This is a genomic window from Streptomyces sp. AMJ-169, from assembly GCF_055597585.1.
Genome location: NZ_JBVLTJ010000016.1, coordinates 149340 through 167506 on the forward strand (window position 1 = coordinate 149340; position 18167 = coordinate 167506).

General features: G+C 71.7%; 16 protein-coding genes. 9 read left to right on the forward strand and 7 right to left on the reverse strand.

The window, feature by feature from the left end:
• Nucleotides 1-36: 36 nt before the first annotated feature.
• Complete coding sequence (locus tag ACYUD3_RS32425; RefSeq protein ID WP_470977818.1) at nucleotides 37-165, reverse strand: hypothetical protein; 129 nt, start codon at nucleotides 163-165, stop codon at nucleotides 37-39.
• Between the two features lie 271 nt (nucleotides 166-436).
• A complete protein-coding gene (locus ACYUD3_RS32430; protein WP_470977823.1) occupies nucleotides 437-2233 on the reverse strand; it encodes a bifunctional metallophosphatase/5'-nucleotidase in 1797 nt (598 codons plus the stop codon).
• A 232-nt stretch (nucleotides 2234-2465) separates the two neighbouring features.
• Between ACYUD3_RS32430 and mshD the strand changes: the two genes are divergently transcribed.
• Entirely contained in the window at nucleotides 2466-3383 is a 918-nt protein-coding gene (mshD, locus tag ACYUD3_RS32435) for a mycothiol synthase (RefSeq protein WP_470977829.1), read from the forward strand.
• 489 nt (nucleotides 3384-3872) lie between these two features.
• Here mshD and ACYUD3_RS32440 read toward each other — a convergent pair whose 3' ends face one another.
• The 5 genes from ACYUD3_RS32440 to ACYUD3_RS32460 all read right to left on the reverse strand — a co-directional run bounded on the left by ACYUD3_RS32440 (nucleotide 3873) and on the right by ACYUD3_RS32460 (nucleotide 9085).
• Entirely contained in the window at nucleotides 3873-4850 is a 978-nt protein-coding gene (locus ACYUD3_RS32440; protein ID WP_470977835.1) for a hypothetical protein, read from the reverse strand.
• A 206-nt stretch (nucleotides 4851-5056) separates the two neighbouring features.
• Nucleotides 5057-6616 (reverse strand): ABC transporter permease, encoded by a 1560-nt coding sequence (locus ACYUD3_RS32445; RefSeq protein ID WP_470977839.1) that lies wholly within the window; start codon nucleotides 6614-6616, stop codon nucleotides 5057-5059.
• The gene (locus ACYUD3_RS32450; RefSeq protein WP_470977846.1) at nucleotides 6613-7497 is read right to left on the reverse strand and encodes an ABC transporter ATP-binding protein; all 885 of its coding nucleotides are present in this window, start codon (nucleotides 7495-7497) and stop codon (nucleotides 6613-6615) included. The genes ACYUD3_RS32445 and ACYUD3_RS32450 overlap by 4 nt, the downstream gene beginning before the upstream one ends.
• A 121-nt stretch (nucleotides 7498-7618) precedes the next feature.
• On the reverse strand, nucleotides 7619-8452 hold the full coding sequence (locus tag ACYUD3_RS32455) for a cupin domain-containing protein (protein WP_470977853.1): 834 nt from the start codon (nucleotides 8450-8452) through the stop codon (nucleotides 7619-7621).
• Nucleotides 8453-8542: 90 nt separating this feature from the next.
• Nucleotides 8543-9085 carry an RNA polymerase sigma factor gene (locus ACYUD3_RS32460; RefSeq protein WP_470977860.1) on the reverse strand — a complete coding sequence of 181 codons (543 nt, stop codon included), beginning with the start codon at nucleotides 9083-9085 and terminating at the stop codon, nucleotides 8543-8545.
• Between the two features lie 189 nt (nucleotides 9086-9274).
• Here ACYUD3_RS32460 and ACYUD3_RS32465 point away from each other — a divergent pair, with 189 nt between their 5' ends.
• From ACYUD3_RS32465 to pstS, 8 genes are all read left to right on the forward strand, one after another.
• Nucleotides 9275-9670: a GntR family transcriptional regulator gene (locus ACYUD3_RS32465; protein WP_470977863.1), complete on the forward strand. Its 396-nt coding sequence runs from the start codon at nucleotides 9275-9277 to the stop codon at nucleotides 9668-9670.
• A 201-nt stretch (nucleotides 9671-9871) separates the two neighbouring features.
• On the forward strand, nucleotides 9872-10738 hold the full coding sequence (locus ACYUD3_RS32470; protein ID WP_470977869.1) for an ABC transporter ATP-binding protein: 867 nt from the start codon (nucleotides 9872-9874) through the stop codon (nucleotides 10736-10738).
• A gap of 2 nt (nucleotides 10739-10740) precedes the next feature.
• Nucleotides 10741-11799, forward strand: a complete 1059-nt coding sequence (locus ACYUD3_RS32475) for an ABC transporter permease (RefSeq protein WP_470977988.1) — start codon at nucleotides 10741-10743, stop codon at nucleotides 11797-11799.
• Nucleotides 11796-12659 carry a hypothetical protein gene (locus ACYUD3_RS32480; protein ID WP_470977872.1) on the forward strand — a complete coding sequence of 288 codons (864 nt, stop codon included), beginning with the start codon at nucleotides 11796-11798 and terminating at the stop codon, nucleotides 12657-12659. Before ACYUD3_RS32475 ends, ACYUD3_RS32480 begins: the two co-directional genes overlap by 4 nt.
• 383 nt (nucleotides 12660-13042) lie before the next feature.
• Nucleotides 13043-15289, forward strand: coding sequence for an RNA degradosome polyphosphate kinase (locus ACYUD3_RS32485; RefSeq protein ID WP_470977877.1), 2247 nt, complete (start codon nucleotides 13043-13045; stop codon nucleotides 15287-15289).
• Nucleotides 15270-16313 carry a CHAD domain-containing protein gene (locus tag ACYUD3_RS32490; RefSeq protein WP_470977879.1) on the forward strand — a complete coding sequence of 348 codons (1044 nt, stop codon included), beginning with the start codon at nucleotides 15270-15272 and terminating at the stop codon, nucleotides 16311-16313. The genes ACYUD3_RS32485 and ACYUD3_RS32490 overlap by 20 nt, the downstream gene beginning before the upstream one ends.
• A gap of 12 nt (nucleotides 16314-16325) precedes the next feature.
• Nucleotides 16326-16760 (forward strand): NUDIX hydrolase, encoded by a 435-nt coding sequence (locus ACYUD3_RS32495; RefSeq protein WP_470977882.1) that lies wholly within the window; start codon nucleotides 16326-16328, stop codon nucleotides 16758-16760.
• Nucleotides 16761-16981: 221 nt separating this feature from the next.
• The gene (gene pstS / locus ACYUD3_RS32500; protein WP_470977885.1) at nucleotides 16982-18112 is read left to right on the forward strand and encodes a phosphate ABC transporter substrate-binding protein PstS; all 1131 of its coding nucleotides are present in this window, start codon (nucleotides 16982-16984) and stop codon (nucleotides 18110-18112) included.
• The last annotated feature ends 55 nt before the right edge of the window (nucleotides 18113-18167 follow it).

The window sequence follows — 18167 nt, forward strand, 5'->3', positions numbered from 1 at the left end:
TGACCCCGCCCCCGGACGTGACTGACTCCGCCTGGCTCAGCGCTGGTGCCCGACCGGACGCCGCTTCGGCTCGGCCTTCTTCGGCGCGGCCTTCTTGGGGGCCGGCTTCGGGGCCTGGGCGGGCTTGTGGTTCTTGGCGATGGGGGCGATCTTGTGGAAGCTCATTGTTTTCTGCTTTCGTTTAGGAATTAGCTGTGATTCGCTTAGGTAATCTGCTGTCGTTTCGCGCTGTTCGCTTTCGACATGGAAAACATTACGCGGCCGCAAAGCCCAGATCCACCCATTCCGCTGAGACCTCGATGAGATGCGGGTGAAAGCATTTTCAGGCGCCCGGCGGAACCAAAGCGGAACTCACCTAGGATTTATTACAGACAAAAAGCGGGCCGCCGGGTAAGTGACCCCGACGGCCCGCTGCGAGCAGGTACCGCTGTTACCGCTACTGCACGATCGTGATCCGGTTCGTCACCGGCGGAGCCAGCGGCTTGGTGGCCGAGGAGTTGGCCGTCAGGTACTGCGCGAGCGCGGCCAGGTCGTCCGAGCCGACCAGCGGGTTCGTGCCCTGCCCCAGCGTCGGGAAGCCGTCGCCGCCGCCCGCGAGGAAGTTGTTCATCGCGACGCGGTAGGTGGCGGCGGGGTCGACGGCCGCGCCGTTCAGGCGGACGGAGGCGGTGACGACACGGTCGGCGCCGGACTTCGTCAGATCCAGCGTGTACGTGAGGTTGGCGGACGGCAGCAGGATCTTCGGGGACGCCGCGTTCGTACCGCTGACCTGCTCCTTCAGGATCTGGATCAGCTGGGCGCCGGTGTAGCTCTGGAGGTTGACGGTGTTCGCGAACGGCTGGACGGTGAAGCCTTCCGCGTACGTCACCACCCCGTCGCCCTCGGCGCCCTTGGCCGCGTACGTGAACCCGGCGCGCACGCCACCGGGGTTCATCAGCGCGAGGTCGGTCTTCGGGTCCAGCTCACGGCCGTACGCCAGCTGCGCGTCCGCGATCAGGTCGCCCGCCGGGGACTCCGTGCCCGTGTTGGGGATGTCCGCCGCGATGTGGCCGATGGCGCGGTTGCCGATCGGGGCGGCGAGGGTGTTCCACTTGTCGATCAGCTTCGTCATGTCGGGCGCCTTGGCGACGTCCCGGGTGACGACGTGGTTCGCGGACTTGACGCTCGTACGGGCGATGTCACCCGTCCAGCGGTCGTACGTCAGCGTCGTGTCGGTGTAGAGCCGCCCGAAGGACGCGGCCGAGGTCACCATGCGGGGCTTGCCCGCCGGGTCGTTGATCGTGCAGACGTACGCGGCGTGCGTGTGCCCGGTGACCAGCGCGTCGACGGCCGGGGTGACGTTCTTGGCGATGTCGACGATCGGCCCGGAGATACCGTCGCCCGCGCCCGGCGCGTCGCAGTCGTAGTTGTACGACGTCGAGGCCGGCGCCCCGCCCTCGTGGATGAGCGCGACGATCGACTGCACGCCCTGGCGCTGGAGTTCGCGCGCGTACTTGTTGATCGTCTCGACCTCGTCCTTAAACTTCAGGCCCTTGACGCCCGCCGCCGAGACGACGCCCGGCGTGTTCTCCAGGGTGACGCCGATGAACCCGACCTTGACGCCGTTCTTCCGCCACACCCAGTACGGCTTGAGGATCGGCTTGTTCGTCTTCTCGTCGAGGACGTTCGCGGCGAGGTACGGGAACTCGGCGCCCTTGAACTTCTTGTCCGTGTAGCAGCCGTCCGTCGGGTGGCAGCCGCCGTTCTGGAGCCGCGCGAGTTCCTTCGCGCCCTCGTCGAACTCGTGGTTGCCGACGGTCGTGACGTCCAGGTCGAGCTTGTTCAGCGCCTCAATAGTCGGCTCGTCGTGGAAGAGCCCCGAGATCAGCGGCGAGGCGCCGACCATGTCACCGCCGGCCGCGGTGACCGAATAGGCGTTGCCCTTACGGGCGTTGCGCAGATGGGTCGCGAGATATTCGACGCCCCCCGCGTCGACCGTCTTCGTCGTCCCGTCCGCCTGCTGCTCCGTCACCCGGCCCGAGGAACCGGACGGCGGCTCCAGGTTGCCGTGCAGGTCGTTGAAGGACAGCAGCTGCACGTCCTGGTAGCGGCCCGGCAGCGGCTTGGCGTGCCGGGTGTCGTGCGCGTCCGCGGGCAGCGCGGCGGCCAGCGCGCCGACGGTGGCGAGCCCCGCGGCGGCGGCGAGCATCCGGTACGACCGTCTGCGGCCGGGAGTGTGGGAACTGGCAGGCATGAAGCCCCCCTGAGGTGTCTGCGAGCGTTCGTTGAGCACATGGCCCCGGCGCAGCCTAGGGTCAACGCGCGTAGCACGACAGGGGGTTCTTGGTTACATCCTGGTTTCCCTTTTCCGTCCCCTTTGCCGTACGGGCTCCGTGCGGCGGCCGTCACGTGTGCCAGGGGTGTGTCACCCCGCCCGCTCCCCCGTTGCCGCCCGTGCGGCGGGCGCTCGCCGTACCCTCGTACGCATGACCAGCGACGACAGCGCACGGCCCCGCTCCCTAGAGACCCTCGCCGCCCTCTCCCCCGAGCAGATCGACGCCGTTCTCGCCCTGCTGGCGGAGGCCGCCGGCGCCGACGGCCAGCAGGCGGTGTCCGAACAGGGGCGCCTGAATCTGCGGGACGGCGCGCGGGAGGGCATCTCGCACTTCCTGCTGACGGCCGACGACGAGCTGGTCGGGTACGCCCAGCTGGAGGACACCGATCCCGTCGAGGCGCCGGCCGCCGAACTCGTCGTCCGCCCCGAGCAGCGCGGGCACGGGCACGGGCGGGCGCTGGGCTCGGCGCTGCTCGCCGCCTCCGGGAAGCGGCTGCGGGTCTGGGCGCACGGCGGCCATCCCGCCGCCCGCCATCTCGCGCAGGTCCTCGGACTCACCCTCTTCCGTGAACTCCGCCAGCTGCGGCGCCCGTTGACCGACCTCACCCTTCCCGAGCCGGTCCTCCCGCCCGGCGTGAGCGTCCGCACTTTCGTCCCCGGCAAGGACGACGCCGCCTGGCTCACCGTCAACTCCACCGCCTTCGCCCACCATCCCGAGCAGGGGTCTCTGACGCAGCGCGATCTCGACGCCCGGATGGCCGAGCCCTGGTTCGATCCCGCCGGGTTCTTCCTCGCCTTCCGTGAGGGGGAGTTGATCGGTTTCCACTGGACGAAGGTGCACGCGGAGGAGCGGTTGGGGGAGGTGTACGTCGTCGCCGTGCGGCCCGGGGCGCAGGGGGGTGGACTGGGGAAGTCCCTTACGACGATCGGGTTGCGGCATCTGGCGGGGGAGGGGTTGCCTACGGCGATGCTGTACGTGGACGCCGATAACAAGGCTGCGGTGTCGGTGTACGAGAGGTTGGGGTTTCTGACGTATGAGACGGATCTGATGTATCGGACGGAGACCTGAACGGCGGCGGTATCGGGGGACCGGCGCGCCCTGACCCTGGTTTGGGGGCTGCCGCCTGGTTTGGGGGCTGCCGCCCCCATACCCCCGCTCCGGCCCTGAACGGGCCTTGTCCTCAATCGCCGGACGGGCTGGGGATTGCGGGCGGGCGCTGAGAAGTGCCGCCGGGTTCTCAAGCGCCGGACGGGCTGGAGTTTGCGGGCGGGCGTTGAGAAGTGCTGCCTCGTTCTCAAGCGCCGGAACGGCTGGGGTGACCGGGCCTGTTCTGAAGCGCTGGACCTGCTGGGATTCGCCGAGCCTTGTTCTCAAGCGCCGGACCTGCTGGGTTGTGCGGGGCGGGGGTGGGAAGCGGGTGCCTTGCCGTTGGGGGCCTTGCCGTTGGGTGCCCGGTGAGCCGGAAGTCGCTTTCGCGCGCTGGGAGATGCGCGGGCCTCCGTCCTCGGTTCGGGAAGCGCCGTCGGTGAAGTGGCACCGGCGGCCCCCTCCCCCTCGCTACGCCCTCCTCCCCAACGGCTGCGGTGTCCATATCGCGCACACCGCCAGCGTCAGCCCCAGCCCCAACGCCCATCTCACTTGCGTCCCCACCCAGTACACGCTCTCCGGTGTCGCCAGGAGACCCCAGCGCTCGGGGAGCAGTACAGCTGCCGCCGCGAGCAGGGCCGTCAGTGTCGCCGCCCGCTTTCCCGGCTCGGGCGACGGTGAGAAGCGGATCACCGTGGTCGCCAGTGCCAGCGCCGCCGTCGCCATCACCGCCGCCTCCAGGGTCACCGGGAGCAGCGGTGGGCGGGTCGGCGCCGGGGTGAGGAGGAGGGCGGTCGTCCACCACAGGGCCGCCACGGGGGCGATGAGGACGACTCGGAGGGCCGCCCGCAGCGGGCGCGGGGTGGGGGCCGTCTCGGTGGTGTTGCGGGAGGGGTCGTCCAGGAGAAAGGCCAGCGCCAGGGCACCCAGGAAGGCGACGGCTCGCAGGGTGACGAGGGCGGCGGTGGGGGTGAGGGGCTGACCCGGGAGACGAGCACTCGCCGCGAGAGCCAGCCCCGCCATCGCCGCCAACAGGGGTGCCCGGCGACGGGGGAGGGAACGCCAGATCGGGGGGATCAGGGGGCGGACGGCGGTGAGGGAGAGCCAGTTGCCGATGCCGGTGCCGCTACCGATGCCGGTGTCCTTGTCGCCGCTGCGGGTGTTGCCGCCGCCGCTCCCGCTCCCGCTGCCGTCGCCGTTGCTATTGCCGCTGCCAGTGCCGTTGTTGCCGTCGCCGCTGCCGCTGCCGCTACCAACGCCGCTGCTGTTGCCATCGCCTCCACAGCTGACTCCGCTGCTGCTACCGATGCCGGTGCCATTGCCGGTGCCATCGCCGCCGCAGCCGACTCCGCTACCGATGCCTGTGCCCTCGCCGCCGCTACCGCTGCTGCCATTACCGGTGCCGCTGCCGGTGCCGCTGCCGCTGCCGCTGCCGCTGCCGAGTATCACGCGCACCTCCATTCCGCCTGCTTCCCGCACCCCTCGGCCTCCCTCTCCGACACCGCTCACTCCTCGCTCACCCCCGCTCCCCTCTCCGACACCGCTCACCCCTCGCTCACCCCCGCTCTCCTCCCCGGCCCCACTCACCCCTCGCTCACCCCCAACTCCCTCTCCAGCTCGGCCCGTTCCTCGCTCGACCCCTTCTCCAGCTCCCCTCACATCTCGCACTGCTCCACACCTCTCGGCACCGCGACCCCCAGCAGCCGGGCCGCCTGTGCTGTGGTCGTCTTGGGGGACGTCAGCTCGGACCAGTGGGCCTTGACCGCTGCCGTGATCTGGGGCTTCGGGTGGGACAGGAGTTCACGTACCACCTCTGTCTGGTGGGCGTTGAGGTAGAGGGAGCCGGTCGGGGCGAGGATCATCGAGGAGCCGGAGACGGAGTCGTCGAGGCGGAGGGCGGTGAAATCGGACTTCGGGTCGGGGGAGTTGGCGAGGGCCAGCCAGAGGACGGTGATCATGCGGGCGTCGCACCTGTCGTGCGGAGCGTCCTCGGTGCCGCCCTCGATGCCGTCGACGAGGACACTCGCGACACCCACGGCGAACTCGGGGACGCGGTTGCCGCCCCAGCGGGTGCCGATCGTCACCGTGTCCGGGGTCTTGACGGGGGCCAGGGTGTAGTCGCCGCTGAGTCCGCCCTCGGCGTCGATCCGCTGGCGTACCGTCAGCGCGCGGCCGGCCGCGCTGCCGCCCGCCTCGGACTGCACCCGCCGGACGACCTCCGCCCAGTCGGCGCGCTGCCCGCCCCACTCGGGGAAGGAGCAGTACGCCGAGCCGCCGTGCTCCGCGCACGTCTGGACCTTCTGCGGTGAACGGGTCGCGGTGTCCCGCGCCTTGGCGAGCGCGGCGGTGTCCCGGGGGACCTGGACGACCGCGCCGACGACGGTCACGCCGAGGGCGAGCACCGCCAGGGCCTTCAGCACGACGGCCCGGCAGCCGGAGGCGATCAGCGCCACGCAGGCCAGCAGCGCGCATGCGCCGGCGAGGTAGAGGGCGTGCCAGCCGGCGGAGGAGCGGCCGAGGAGGTCGGTGGGGGCGGGGATGTTCTCGGCGGTCGTCTCCATCACGACCGGGGAGAGCCAGGCCGACCAGGACGCGCGGTCGCCTCGGGCGGCGACGTAGATGACCACCAGGTAGAGGCCGACCGTGGCGAACAGCGGCAGGAACCTCGACGGCCACAGCCGGGCCGTCATCACCCCGGCGACCCCGGCGAACAGCAGTATCAGCGGGCCCACCAGCAGCTCACCGACCGAACCCCGCCCGACGGCGCCCGGCTTCAGCGCCGCCCAGCCGAACTGGACGGCGGCCAGCAGCGTGCAGAACAGGACGTACGGCACCGTCGACAGGATGTGCGCCAGCGAGCGCCGCCAGGGCTCCATGGGGGCCACGCCGTACAGCTCGTCGGTGCCGTCCCTGCGGGAGCGCAGGGCCGCCGTGTTGACGCAGAACAGCAGGGCCAGCGCCAGGAGCATCAGCGTGCCGCTCGCGGTGGCGCGGTCGGCCTGGTTGAGGACGGGGAAGTCGTCCATGCCGTCCGCCGGGAACAGGCCGAACACAGTGGCGGCGACGTGGAGGAGAAGGAACACCGCCATCGGGATGTACATGATCAACTGGCGGGCCTCGGCGCGGGCGAGCGCGAGGACCGGGGGGAGCCGGCGGGGGTCCCGCGCGGGCGCCGGTTCTACCGCCGTGACGGGGTTCTGCGTGAGCGTGGTCATGCCGCCGCCTCCGTGGTCTCGCCGTCGAGGGTCAGCAAGTAGCCGTCCTCCAGGGTGGGTTCGAGAAGTTCGGCGTCCTTCGGGGGGTCACCGAGGTTGCGGAAACTGCCCGTTCCGGTGCGCCAGCCGGCCAGCGCCTCGGGGGCGCGGCGGTCGCTGCTCCAGACCCGGCCGGCCGCGCGGGCGGTCAGTTCGGCGGGGGTGCCCTCGAAGCGGATCCGGCCGCGGGCCAGGACCACCACCCGGTGGCAGAGCATCGCCACGTCCTCCGTCTGGTGGGTGGACAGCAGCACCGTCCGCCCCTCCCCCGCCGTGGCGATCAACTCCCGGAACCGCATCCGCTGTTCGGGGTCGAGCCCGACCGTGGGTTCGTCGAGCACCAGGAACCCGGGGTCCCCCACCAGCGCCGCCGCCAGCGCCACCCGCTGCCGCATGCCCCCGGAGAGCCGCTTCAGCCGCATCTTGCGCTCGTCGCTCAGATCGACGGCCTCCAGCACCCGCCGCACCTCCCGATGCCGGGCGCCCCGGTCCCGCAGCTCCTTGAGGATCGCCACGTAGTCCACGAAGTCGAACACCGTGAACTCCGCGTGGAACCCCGGGGTCTGCGGCAGGTAGCCGAGCGAGCGGCGCAGCGCCAGCCGGCCGGCGGCGGTCCGGGGGTCCTGCCCCAGCACCTCGAACCGCCCCCCGTCCGGCGGCACCGCCGTCGCCAGCACCCGCAGCAGCGTCGTCTTCCCGGCCCCGTTCGGCCCCAGCAGCCCCGTCACCCCCCGGCCGAGCCGCAGCGACACCCCGTCCAGCGCCCGCGTCCCCCCGTACTTCAGCGAGAGATCGTCAGCCACCAGCGTCATGGGCCCCCGGCCCCCGTTCAGATCAGTCATGCGGCACTCCAGAAAAGGTTCGAGTAGGTAAGCCCCCGGAGGGACTTGGGGTGAGTCGAGGTCGAGGGGGCCTCCCGCAGAGGAACCGGCATGCCGCCCGCCCCCCGGACGCCCCGGCCCCTCATCCCTGGCCCCCCGGAAACCCGTTCACCGGACGCGTGTCGAAGTGGTCCCGCGCCCGGTAGAGGGCGAACGCCGCCACCAGGGCCACGGCCGCCGCCGCGGACTGGCCGGGGACGGTGAAGGGGGCCAGCGTGCCCCGGGTGTGCGTGCCGGCCACGTACAGGACCGTCAGCCAGGCCACGCCCACCAGGACGGGGGCGGCGACGGCGCCCAGACTGGCCGTCAGCGCCAGCGCCGTCGCCGTGAGGGCCAGCGCCGGCAGCAGCCAGGCCAGGGCCGACAGGCCGTACTCGGGCAGGGCCAGGGTCGCCAGGCCGTTGAGGAGGAGGCCGGCGCCGAGCACCGCGACCGTGCGGATCATCAGCAGCCGGAAGCCGTGCATCGGGGCGACCATCGCCATCTCGTACGTCGGGTCCAGCGACGGGCCGAACGCCAGGCTCACCCCGGCCAGCGGCAGGAGCGGCGCCAGGGACAGGAACAGGACCGGGTCACCGGCGAGATGGACCACCACCACCGTCATCAGCAGCAGCGACAGCACCGCCAGGAGCCAGGACCGGCGCAGCAGCGGCGTCGCCGTCAGCAGCCGCGCCGTATGGTCCGCCACCCCCACCCTGACCAGCAGCGCCTCCAGCAGACCGGGCCGGGGCGCGTCCAGCTCCGCGTCGAGCCGCTCCCAGCCGGTGTCCAGCGCGACCGGGTCGGCGGCCTCCGCCAGCACCGCCCGGCATTGCGCGCAACCCGCCAGATGCGTGTCGGCCGACCACAGCAGCGGCGGCGACAGCTCGCCCCGCGCATAGGAACGCAAGTCCTCATCACTGACATGCCAGCTCATGCCGTCCTCCTCCTTTCCGTACCGCCCTGAAGACACCGGCCCCGCGCACCGGACCCCGCGCCTCTCGCCTTCTCACGCCCGCGCTCCCCCTCACGCCAGCGCCTCCCGCAACTGCTTGCGGGCACGCATCGCCCGCGTCTTGACCGTCCCGGTCGGGATGCCGAGGAGGACGGCCGCCTCCCTCGTGCTCAACCCGTCGATGACCGTCGCCTGGATGACCGCGCGGAGTTCGGGCGAGAGGCTTATCAACGCGCCCGCCAAGTCCCCGTGCTCCACCCCCGCCAGGACCCGCTCCTCCGCCGAGGCCTCGTCCCGGTGGCGCAGCCGGCTCAGCGTCTGCCGCAGCCGGCCCCGGGCGCCGGCGCCCCTGATCGCGTCGACCAGCCGCCGCGCGCCGATCCGCCACAGCCACCCCGCGACGTCCCCCTCCTCCCGGTACCGCGCGCTGCCGCGCCACACCGCGAGGAACGTCTCCTGCACGACGTCGTCGACTATCCCGGCGTCCGAGCAGCGGCTGCGCATACGCGCGGCCAGCCACGGGGCGTACCGCCGATACAGCTCCTCGAAAGCGTGACGGTCCCTGTCCGCGGCAATTGCTTGCAGCAGCTCCCCGTCACTTCGCGTTCTCGTCACACCCCCTCATCGTCCCGACCCCGCCATCCGGTTCTCCCTCCGCCGAAAAATTTTCCGCCGCCCCGTCGAGAGCCCCGAACCCGCCCCGAACCCGCCCCAACCTCCCCCACCCCACCCCCGACTTGACGAACCCCCGCCCCTTCCACCACCCTTTCACTACTCAATTAGTGAAAGGGTGGTGGAACCCAGTTGGTCGAGTACCGCATCGACCGCCACAGCGGCGTGGCCACCTACGTACAGATCGTCCAGCAGACCAAACACGCCCTCCGCCTCGGCCTCCTCCGCCCCGGCGACAAACTGCCGACGGCCAGGGAAGTGGTCGAAGCGACGGCGATCAACCCGAACACCGTGCTGAAGGCCTACCGCGAACTCGAACGGGAGGGCCTGGTCGAGGCGCGGCGCGGACTCGGGACCTTCGTCCGCAAGTCCCTGGGCACGACCCCGGCGGACGACTCCCCTCTCCGCCGCGAACTCCACGACTGGCTCGACCGGGCCCACGAGAGCGGCATGGACCGAGAGGACGTGACCGCGCTCTTCACGGCCGTACTGGACGAACGGTTCCCCGCGCGCGGGGACGCCGACTGACGGCCACATCCCGACGACGGCGAGCCGCACCACCGCAGCCGACCCGCACATCCCGACCGCCGCGAGCCGCACCACCGCCCCAGCCGACCAGCCGCACCCGCGCACCCGCGCACCCGCGCACCCGCGCACCCGCGCACCCGCGCACCCACCACAACACCCCAACCCCACCGACCCGCCAACCCGCCAACCAGAAAGCCCCCCATGCCCACACCCGCCCTCACCGCCACCGCCATAGGCAAACGCTTCGGCCGCACCCCCTCCTGGGCCCTCCGCGACTGCACCTTCCACCTCCCCGCCGGCCGCGTCTGCGCCCTCATAGGCCCCAACGGCGCCGGCAAATCCACCCTCCTCACCCTGGCCGCAGGCCTCCTCACCCCCACCGAGGGAGAGATCGGCGTCCTGGGGACCACCCCCGCAGCCGCCCGCGCGCGCGTGGCGTACGTCGGCCAGGACAAACCCCTCTACCCGCAGCTGACCGTGGCCGAGACCCTGAGGATGGGCGCCGACCTGAACCCCGGCCGCTGGGACCGGGAGACCGCCGAGAAAGCCACCCAGGAACTCGACCGCGCCAAGAAGATCCGCGCCCTCTCCGGAGGACAGCGCACGCGCGTGGCGCTCGCCCTCGCCCTGGGCAAGCGCCCCGAACTGCTGCTCCTGGACGAGCCGATGGCGGACCTCGACCCCCTGGCCCGCCACGAGCTCATGGGCACGCTGATGTCCCAGGCGGCCCAGTTCGGCACGACGATCGTGATGTCGTCCCATGTGGTCGCGGAACTGGAGGACTCCTGCGACCACCTCCTGCTGATCGGCGGCGGAAAGGTACGCCTCGCGGGGGAGACGGACGCACTCCTACGCGCGCACGCGCGGGTCAGCGCCCCGGCCGAAGGCACCGACCTCACCGCGCACACGGTCGTCGAGTCCCGCGTCACAGGACGTCAGCTCAGCGCCCTGATCCGCCCGGCAGCCCCCCTCCCGGACAGCTGGCACACCACCACCCCCACCCTCGAAGACCTGGTCCTCGCCCACCTCCGCAACCCCGAGGCCGCCCCCCTGGAGGAGGCCGCGTGACCATGACAACCCCCTCCCTCCCGGCGAACCCCACCCCTCCGGCACCCACCCCCTCGACAACCGCCCCCGCGAAAACCGCCCCCCAACTCCACTGGCTCCTCCGCCTCCACCGCCCCGCCCTCCTCACCTGGACCACCCTCACCCTCACCCTGGCCGCCGCCCTCTACGTCCTCCAGGGCCCCCTCACCGACGCGGCCATCACCGCCTGGCACCAGTACGACACCTGCGCCGGACAGCCCTGCGCCTACGACCAGCCGGCGATCGTCCGCCACCGCGACTGGTACTCCTACCTCACCCTCGCCCTCACCGCCCTCCCCTTCCTCGCGGCGGCCTGGTCGGGCGCCGCCCTCTTCGGCCGCGAACTGGAGTCCGGCACCGCCCGCCTCACCTGGACCCTGGGCCTCTCCCCCGCCCGCTGGCTCACCGGAAAACTCCTGGCCGCCGGGGCCGTCCTGACCGCCGGCACCGCCCTCCTCGTCTGGCTGCACCGCCTCGCCTGGACGGCGGGACAGCACCGGATCGGCAACCTCAAGCAGTGGTACGACGACCCCACCCTGCACGCGAACGGCCCCACGACCGTCGCCCTGGTCGTCGTAGGACTCGCCGCGGGCGCCCTCTCAGGGCTCCTCCTGCGCCGTACGCTCCCCGCGCTGGCCCTGGCCGCCGGGATCACGGGCGCGGTCCGGCTGGGGCTCACCTGGGTGCTGCCGTACCTCTGGCCGGGCGTGACGGCGGTCAGCACGTTCGCGCAGGGGTACAAGGGCGTCGGCCTTGAGGTCTCCCACGGGCTCACCACCGCGCGCGGCGTACGCATCGCGGACCCGGGCTGCCGGCCGGCGGGCGACGACGGTGTCTGCCTGCCTCTGTACGACCGGCTCGGCGCGGACGGGTTCTACCGGACGTACCACCCGGAGTCCCACTTCTGGCCCCTCCAACTCACCGCGACCGCCGTCCTCCTGGCCGTCGCCGCCCTCCTCGCCCTGGCCGCCTACCGGACCCTCCGCCGCCTCACCGGCCCCCTGACCAGCCCCGCCGAAGCCGAAGCCAAGAAGGCCCTATGAGCACCCCTATAGGCACCGCCCGCCTCCCCAGAACCCTCCTCCGCCTCCACCGCATCCCCCTCCTGACCTGGGCCTTCTCCGTAATCGCCCTCCTAGGGTGGCTCTTCTGGTCAACCAAGTACGACGCCCCGGCCATCCTCGGCTTCAAGACCCTCCCGCCCGACACCCTCTGCTTCGATGACCCGGCCAGCTGCAACTTCCCCTACGCCGCCCACCTCTTCAGCACCCGCCTCGACCGCACAGCCCTCCTCATCGCCTACGCCTCCCTCCCCCTGGCCGCCTTCGCCGGCGGCGTCCTGACGGGCCGTGAACTGGAGTCCGGCACCGCCCACTTGGCGTGGACCCAGGGCATCTCCCCCACCCGCTGGCTGGCCGCCAAACTCCTGGTCCCGGCCCTCGTGGTGACCGCCGGATCGACGGCGCTGGTCCTGACGTACCGCTGGACCCGCGCGGCCACCGACGCGCTGCTCTACAACGACGGATGGGCCAACGCCGGGGTCTTCCTCGCGAGCGGGCCCGCTGCCGTCGCGTACGCCCTGTGCGCGCTCACCCTGGGCGTCCTCGCGGGCCTCCTGACCGCCCGCACGCTCCCCGCGCTCGCCCTCGCGACCGCCGCGACGGCGGCCCTCCACCTGACCCTCCACACCCTGCGCCCCGGCCTCTGGCCCACCCTCACCGGCCCCGAGGCCACCACCCCCGCCGGCGCCTGGATCCTCACCTCCCCGCTCGCCCCCACGGCCACCTACCACCCCGCGTCCCACTTCTGGCCCCTCCACCTCATGGAGACCGGCATCGTCCTCACGGTCACGGCCCTCGCCGTCGCCGCCGCCTTCCGGGTACTGCGCCGCCGCACGGCCTGAAGACGCCGCACGGCCCGAGAGCGGCCCGCCAGCGGACGGCCACGCAAACGCAAAGTCCCGGCAAACCATCGTCCGACCCCTCGGACAACCCATGGACAACCCCGGGACAACCCCGACCCCACCCCCACTCACCCCCCGTTCAGCCCCCACCCACCCCTCCCAGGCACCCCCCGCTATCCCGCACGTCATGTCTTCTTAACCAGTGATTCAGCCGACCTTGCGACGCTCGGGCAATGAACCAGGCCGTGCCCGAGCCTTCGCCGCCCCCCGAGGGGCGCCCCTCCGAGGGCCTCCCCCCTGAGGGCCTGCCCGCCAAGGGTGTGTCACTCCCGCCCGCACGTTCCGACGCGCCCCTACTGCCCCGTGCGCGGAAGAATGGGTTTATGAGCCAGCCCAGCACCCAGCACGACACCCAGGCGAGCACCCCGGACGACCGCCCGGCGCAGCCTTCCGTCGGTTCGATAGCAGCGCACCGGACCCACACGGTCTCCCCGTCGACCGTCTCCGACCTGGAGCCCGACCTCGACGCCGACCTCGACGCGTACGAGGAGAGCGGCGCCGAGCTGCCCCTGGGCCGCTTCCTGGACCGCGAGCGCAGCTGGCTGGCGTTCAACGAGCGGGTGCTGGAGCTCGCGGAGGACCCGAACACCCCGCTGCTGGAGCGCGCGAACTTCCTCGCGATCTTCGCCAGCAACCTGGACGAGTTCTTCATGGTGCGCGTCGCCGGCCTCAAGCGCCGGATCGCCACCGGCGTCGCCACCCGCTCCGCCTCCGGGCTCCAGCCGCGCGAGGTCCTGGAGATGATCTGGGCCCGCTCCCGCGAGCTGATGGCCCGGCACGCCGCCTGCTACCACGAGGACGTCGCCCCCGCGCTCGCGGAGGAGGGCATCCACCTGGTGCGCTGGCAGGAGCTGGCCGAGAAGGAGCAGGCCCGCCTGTTCACGCTGTTCCGGCACCAGATCTTCCCCGTGCTGACGCCGCTGGCCGTCGACCCCGCGCACCCCTTCCCGTACATCTCGGGTCTCTCGCTGAACCTGGCCGTCGTCGTGCGCAACCCGGTCTCCGGGCACAAGCACTTCGCGCGCGTGAAGGTCCCGCCGCTGCTGTCGCGCTTCCTGGAGAGCTCCCAGGGCCGGTACGTCCCCATCGAGGACGTCATCGCCGCGCATCTGGAGGAGCTGTTCCCGGGCATGGAGGTGCTGGAGTCGCACACCTTCCGGCTCACCCGCAACGAGGACCTGGAGGTCGAGGAGGACGACGCCGAGAACCTGCTCCAGGCCCTGGAGAAGGAGCTCATGCGGCGCCGGTTCGGGCCGCCCGTGCGCCTGGAGGTCGAGGAGTCCATCGACCGCGAGGTGCTCGACCTCCTCGTGCGCGAGCTGAAGATCTCCGAGGCGGAGGTCTACCCGCTGCCCGGACCGCTCGACCTGACCGGCCTGTTCCGCATCCACCGCCTGGACCGGCCCGAGCTGAAGTACAAGCGGTTCATCGCCGGCACCCACCGCGACCTCGCCGAGGTCGAGTCGTCGTCCCCGCCGGACATCTTCGCCGCCCTGCGCGAGCGCGACGTCCTGCTGCACCACCCCTACGACAGCTTCTCCACGTCCGTGCAGGCGTTCCTGGAGCAGGCCGCCGACGACCCGGACGTCCTCGCGATCAAGCAGACCCTGTACCGCACCTCGGGCGACTCCCCGATCGTCGACGCCCTCATCGAGGCCGCCGAGTCGGGCAAGCAGGTCCTCGTCCTGGTCGAGATCAAGGCCCGCTTCGACGAGCACGCCAACATCAAGTGGGCGAAGAAGCTGGAAGAGGCCGGCTGTCACGTCGTCTACGGCCTGGTCGGGCTGAAGACGCACTCCAAGCTGTCCCTGGTGGTGCGCCAGGAGGGCGACACGCTGCGCCGCTACAGCCACGTCGGCACCGGCAACTACCACCCCAAGACGGCCCGCCTGTACGAGGACCTCGGGCTGCTCACCGCCGACCCGCAGGTCGGCGCCGACCTCTCCGACCTCTTCAACCGGCTCTCCGGGTACTCCCGCCGCGAGACCTACCGCCGGCTGCTGACCGCCCCCAAGTCCCTGCGCGACGGCCTCGTCTCGCGCATAGACAAGGAGGCCCAGCACCACCGCGCGGGCCGCCCCGCGTACGTGAAGATCAAGGTCAACTCGATCGTCGACGAGGCGATCATCGACGCCCTCTACCGCGCCTCCCAGGCCGGCGTGCCCGTCGACATCTGGGTGCGCGGCATCTGCGCGATCCGGCCCGGCGTCGAGGGCCTGTCGGAGAACGTCAAGGTCCGCTCCATCCTCGGCCGCTTCCTGGAGCACTCCCGGGTCTTCGCCTTCGGCAACGGGGGCGAGCCGGAGGTGTGGATCGGCAGCGCCGACATGATGCACCGCAACCTGGACCGCCGTATCGAGGCCCTCGTCCGGGTCACCGACCCCGGTCACCGCGCCACCCTGAACCGGCTGCTGGAGACCGGCATGTCCGACACCACCGCCTCCTGGCACCTCGGCGCGGACGGCGAGTGGACCCGGCACGCCACCGACGCCGAAGGACAGCCGCTGCGCAACGTCCAGGAGATGCTCATAGACGCCCGGAGGCGCCGGCGTGGCACAGCGACACCATGACCTGACCGGCCCGGCGGCGGACACGGGGGCGACCGGCGACGCCCTCGCCGGGTACCTGCGCGCCCAGGCCACCGAGTTCCTGCGCGCGCTGCGCCTGCACCGGGAGAACGGCGCGGGCGCGGCTGGCGCCGAGGACGGCGCCGGCGCCGCCCGCGCCCTGCGCCGCTCGGCCCGCCGCGTCAGCGGCAGCCTCCACACCTTCCGCCCGCTCCTGGACCCCGACTGGTCCGAGCAGATCCGCCCCGAACTGGCCTGGCTCTCGGGCACCCTCGCCCTGGAACACGCCTGCGAGGCCCGCCTGGAACGGCTCCTGCTGGCACTGCACCGGCTGTCGGGGTCGACCGCGGCCACGACGGCAGCGGGCGTCCCCGAGCAGGCCAACGCCAGAAACCAGGCCGCCCCCGACCGCGGCAACCTCACCGTGGGCGCCGCCAAAGCCGGCGCCCTCCTCGACCGCCAGCTCACCCTCGCCCGCACCCGCGCCCACAGCACCGCCCTCCAGGCCCTCGGCTCCAGCCGGTTCCACGCGGTGGCCGACAAGATCGCTTTACTGGCCAGCGAGGTCCCGCTGGCGCGGGGGGCCGGGACCGCGCCCCTCGCCCCGCTCGCGGGCGCGGCCGAGGAGCGGCTGACGGACGCGGTGGCGGCGCTGCCGCTGGTCACGGCCGGCCATCCGTACAACGCGGAGGCCCTGATCCACGGCCTGTCCCCGGACCCGGCCCCGCACCCCCAGGACGCCCCCTGGCACCAGGTCCGGCTGCTGCTGCGGCTGCACCGCTACGCCATGGAGGTCCTGGACGGCCGCGAGCTCCAGCTGCTGGGCGCGGGTGAGGCGCTGGACCGGCACCGGGACGCCTCGGAGGCGGCAGCGGCGGCGGCAGCGGCGGCCCGTACGCCGAGGATCGCGCCGGCGACCGCGTACGCGCTGGGCGTGCTCCACGCGGACCAGCGACACGAGGTCGAGGCCGCGCGGTACGCGTTCCAGCAGAGCTGGCGGAAGCGGACACTGTCGACACCCTCGTAAAAGGTGAAAGACATGAGCCAAGACACCGGCACCATCCAGGCGGCGGGCTGCGTCCTGTGGCGGGAGCCCCAGACCGGCGACGAGCTGGAGGTGTGCCTCGTCCACCGTCCGAAGTACGACGACTGGTCGCACCCCAAGGGCAAGCTGAAGCACGGCGAGGACCCCCTGGCGGGCGCGCTGCGGGAGACCGAGGAGGAGACGGGGTACACGGCGCTCCCGGGGGCGCGGCTGCTCACCTTGCGTTACGAGGTGCACGGCCGCCCCAAGGAGGTGCGGTACTGGGCGGGTCAGGCCACGTCCGGCGTATTCGCGCCCAACGAAGAGGTGGACCGCATCCTGTGGCTGCCGCCGGGCCCGGCGCGGGAGCGGCTGACCCAGCCGAGGGACAGGGACCTCGTGGACGCGCTGCTGATCGCGCTGCGGCGTTCTACGGTGACTACGTCGTGAGCGTTCGTGTCCTCGACGTAAGCGTTCCGTGACCTAACCACACCGCCTTCAGGGGTTCACCCGCCGTTCATTTGCGTCCTTCGGCGCCTTCACCTGATCTGCTTAATTTCGGCTTTACACGGACCGGAAGCGCAGAACGACGGACGCTTCCGGGCCATCAGGACTTTGCCTCGCACGCCGCCGGATTTCAGGACGGCGGCTCCCGGAAGGATCTCCCTCTAGTGAAGCTTCAGCGCAAGAACCGGCGGGCTCTCGCTCTCGGCGCGTTCGCCGTCTCCGGCGCCCTGGCCCTCACGGCGTGCGGCTCCGACGACACCGGCAGCTCCTCCAGCAGCAGCTCGTCGGCCTCCTCCGCGTCGGCCGGTTCCGCCCAGTGCGACAACGCCAAGGGCCAGCTGCTGGCCGACGGCTCGTCGGCGCAGAAGAACGCGATCGACGCCTGGGTGAAGGCCTTCACGCAGGCCTGCTCCGGTGTCCAGATCAACTACAAGGGCTCCGGCTCGGGCGCGGGCGTCACCGCGTTCACCCAGGGCCAGGTCGCCTTCGCCGGCTCGGACTCCGCGCTGAAGCCCGAAGAGGTCACCGCGTCAAAGTCGGTCTGCTCCGGCGGCCAGGGCATCGACCTGCCGATGGTGGCCGGCCCGATCGCCGTCGCCTACAACCTGAACGGTGTCTCGGACCTCGTCCTCGACGCGCCGACCCTCGCGAAGATCTTCAAGGGCGACATCACCAACTGGAACGACGCCGCGATCAAGAAGCTGAACCCGAGCGCGAAGCTTCCCGACCTGAAGATCCAGGCGTACCACCGCTCCGACGAGTCCGGTACGACCGACAACTTCACCAAGTACCTCAAGGCCGCCGCCCCGAGCGAGTGGACCTTCTCCGGCGGCAAGGCCTGGCAGGCCAAGGGCGGCCAGTCCGCTCAGGGCTCCTCCGGTGTCGCCCAGGGCGTGAAGCAGACCAACGGCGCCATCGGCTACATGGAGCTGTCGTACGCCAAGGACGGCCTGAACGCGGTCTCCCTGAACACCGGTGCGGCCACCCCGGTCAAGGCGTCCTCGGACGGCGCGACCAAGGCCGTCGCCGCCGCCCAGGTCGTCGGCACCGGCTCGGACCTGTCGCTGAAGCTCGACTACACCACCAAGGCCGACGGCGCCTACCCGATCACCCTGGTGACGTACGAGATCGTCTGCGACAAGGGCAACAAGGCCGCCACGCTGCCCGCGACGAAGGCGTTCCTGAACTACATCGCCTCCGCCGAGGGCCAGGGCATCCTCTCCGGCATCGACTACGCGCCGATCCCGGACGCCATCATCACGAAGGTCCGCTCCACCATCGCGGGCCTGAGCTGATCTGAAGGCGCGGGCCCCCGAAAGTTGGTCTTCTGGGGGCGCGTCCTCCCGTTTC

What these genes read in the sequence shown, in the direction of transcription:
- ACYUD3_RS32425 (WP_470977818.1), bottom strand. Translation starts at nt 165, where the DNA reads ATGAGCTTCCACAAGATCGCCCCCATCGCCAAGAACCACAAGCCCGCC.
- ACYUD3_RS32430 (WP_470977823.1), bottom strand. Translation starts at nt 2,233, where the DNA reads ATGCCTGCCAGTTCCCACACTCCCGGCCGCAGACGGTCGTACCGGATG.
- mshD (WP_470977829.1), top strand. Translation starts at nt 2,466, where the DNA reads ATGACCAGCGACGACAGCGCACGGCCCCGCTCCCTAGAGACCCTCGCC.
- ACYUD3_RS32445 (WP_470977839.1), bottom strand. Translation starts at nt 6,616, where the DNA reads ATGACCACGCTCACGCAGAACCCCGTCACGGCGGTAGAACCGGCGCCC.
- ACYUD3_RS32450 (WP_470977846.1), bottom strand. Translation starts at nt 7,497, where the DNA reads ATGACTGATCTGAACGGGGGCCGGGGGCCCATGACGCTGGTGGCTGAC.
- ACYUD3_RS32455 (WP_470977853.1), bottom strand. Translation starts at nt 8,452, where the DNA reads ATGAGCTGGCATGTCAGTGATGAGGACTTGCGTTCCTATGCGCGGGGC.
- ACYUD3_RS32470 (WP_470977869.1), top strand. Translation starts at nt 9,872, where the DNA reads ATGCCCACACCCGCCCTCACCGCCACCGCCATAGGCAAACGCTTCGGC.
- ACYUD3_RS32475 (WP_470977988.1), top strand. Translation starts at nt 10,741, where the DNA reads ATGACAACCCCCTCCCTCCCGGCGAACCCCACCCCTCCGGCACCCACC.
- ACYUD3_RS32480 (WP_470977872.1), top strand. Translation starts at nt 11,796, where the DNA reads ATGAGCACCCCTATAGGCACCGCCCGCCTCCCCAGAACCCTCCTCCGC.
- ACYUD3_RS32485 (WP_470977877.1), top strand. Translation starts at nt 13,043, where the DNA reads ATGAGCCAGCCCAGCACCCAGCACGACACCCAGGCGAGCACCCCGGAC.
- ACYUD3_RS32495 (WP_470977882.1), top strand. Translation starts at nt 16,326, where the DNA reads ATGAGCCAAGACACCGGCACCATCCAGGCGGCGGGCTGCGTCCTGTGG.